Origin of the sequence: Pseudomonas azerbaijanoccidentalis (genome assembly GCF_019145495.1) — a bacterium.
In the GTDB taxonomy this organism is placed as follows: domain Bacteria; phylum Pseudomonadota; class Gammaproteobacteria; order Pseudomonadales; family Pseudomonadaceae; genus Aquipseudomonas; species Aquipseudomonas azerbaijanoccidentalis.
In genome coordinates this window covers 1-1232 of sequence record NZ_JAHSTU010000023.1, presented here as the reverse complement: position 1 = coordinate 1232, position 1232 = coordinate 1, and the positions used below count along the sequence as shown (strand labels likewise).

Annotated in this window: 1 protein-coding gene; it reads right to left on the bottom strand. The window is 53.3% G+C overall.

The window, feature by feature from the left end; all coding sequences use genetic code 11:
* Positions 1–18: 18 nt before the first annotated feature.
* Positions 19–1169, bottom strand: a protein-coding gene (locus tag KVG88_RS30945) for an IS3 family transposase (protein WP_117148206.1) whose coding sequence is annotated in 2 segments (ribosomal slippage) — positions 19–935 and positions 935–1169 — 1152 coding nt in all. Because the reading frame shifts where the segments join, the coding sequence is not laid out codon by codon here.
* Positions 1170–1232: the final 63 nt, after the last annotated feature.

Below are 1232 nucleotides of genomic sequence, written 5' to 3'. Positions count from 1 at the left end.
TGAATCGCCCCGGATTCTCTAGACACCTTGCAAGCTCATTGCGTAACGCTTTTCAAACTCTACCGGTGACAGCTGATTGTTGAAACCATGACGGCGTTTTGCGTTGTAGAACATCTCGATGTAGTCGAACACATCGCTACGAGCATCTTGCCGCGTGGTGTAGATTCTCCGCTTGATACGCTCCCGCTTTAGAAGCTGGAAAAAGCTCTCGGCTACGGCGTTGTCATGACAGTTGCCTCGGCGACTCATGCTGGCAACCAAATTATTCGCCTTCAAAAAACTGCGCCAATCGGTGCTGCTGTACTGGCTGCCTTGGTCGGAGTGAACCATCACCTCCTGTTTCGGCTTACGCCTCCAAACCGCCATCAATAACGCATCAATGGCTAGATCACTGGTCATCTGCGACTTCATTGACCAGCCAACGACCTGACGAGAAAACAGATCCAGCACCACAGCCAAATACAGCCAGCCTTCGTACGTGCGAATGTAGGTGATGTCGGTGACCCACACTTTGTTGGGTTCTACGACATCGAACTGGCGCTTCAGTAAATTGGGTGAGGCGACTGCTGGCTTACCTCCGTACTTTCCAGGGCGTCGTCGATACCCTGTCTGAGAGCGCAGCCCCTCAAGACGCATCAGCCTCGCCACACGATGCCGACCACAATCTTCACCGACCTCGCGAAGATCATCATGGATTTTGCGATAGCCATACACTCCGCCACTCTCCAGCCATGAATGCTTAATCAAACCCAGCAATCGCTGATCATCTTTAGCGCGTGCAGATTGCGGCTCAGACAACCAGGCGTAATAACCACTGGGATGGACTTTCAGCGTCAGGCAAAGCCGTCGAATGGAATAGTCGCCCGCGCGCTGCTTGATAAAGGCGTACTTCAGCCGCACTCCTTGGCAAAGTACGCGGCGGCCTTTTTTAAGATGTCTCGCTCTTCAGTGACCCGCTTGAGTTCCGCTCGCAGTCGACGCAGTTCAGCGTGCTGGTCATCGTCTTGCTGCCGTTCTTCTTGAGGTTTGCTGTAGCGCTTTATCCACGCATAGAGGCTATGCGTCGACACACCAAGACGGGCCGCTACGTCAGCGACGGGAAGCTTCTTTTCGGTCACTTGATTGACCGCTTGGGTTTTGAATTCTTCGGGATAACGCGGGTTGCTCATGGCACCTCCTGATTGGCCTCATTTTAAGGCATGGAGGTGTCTACGAAACCCGGGGCGATTCAA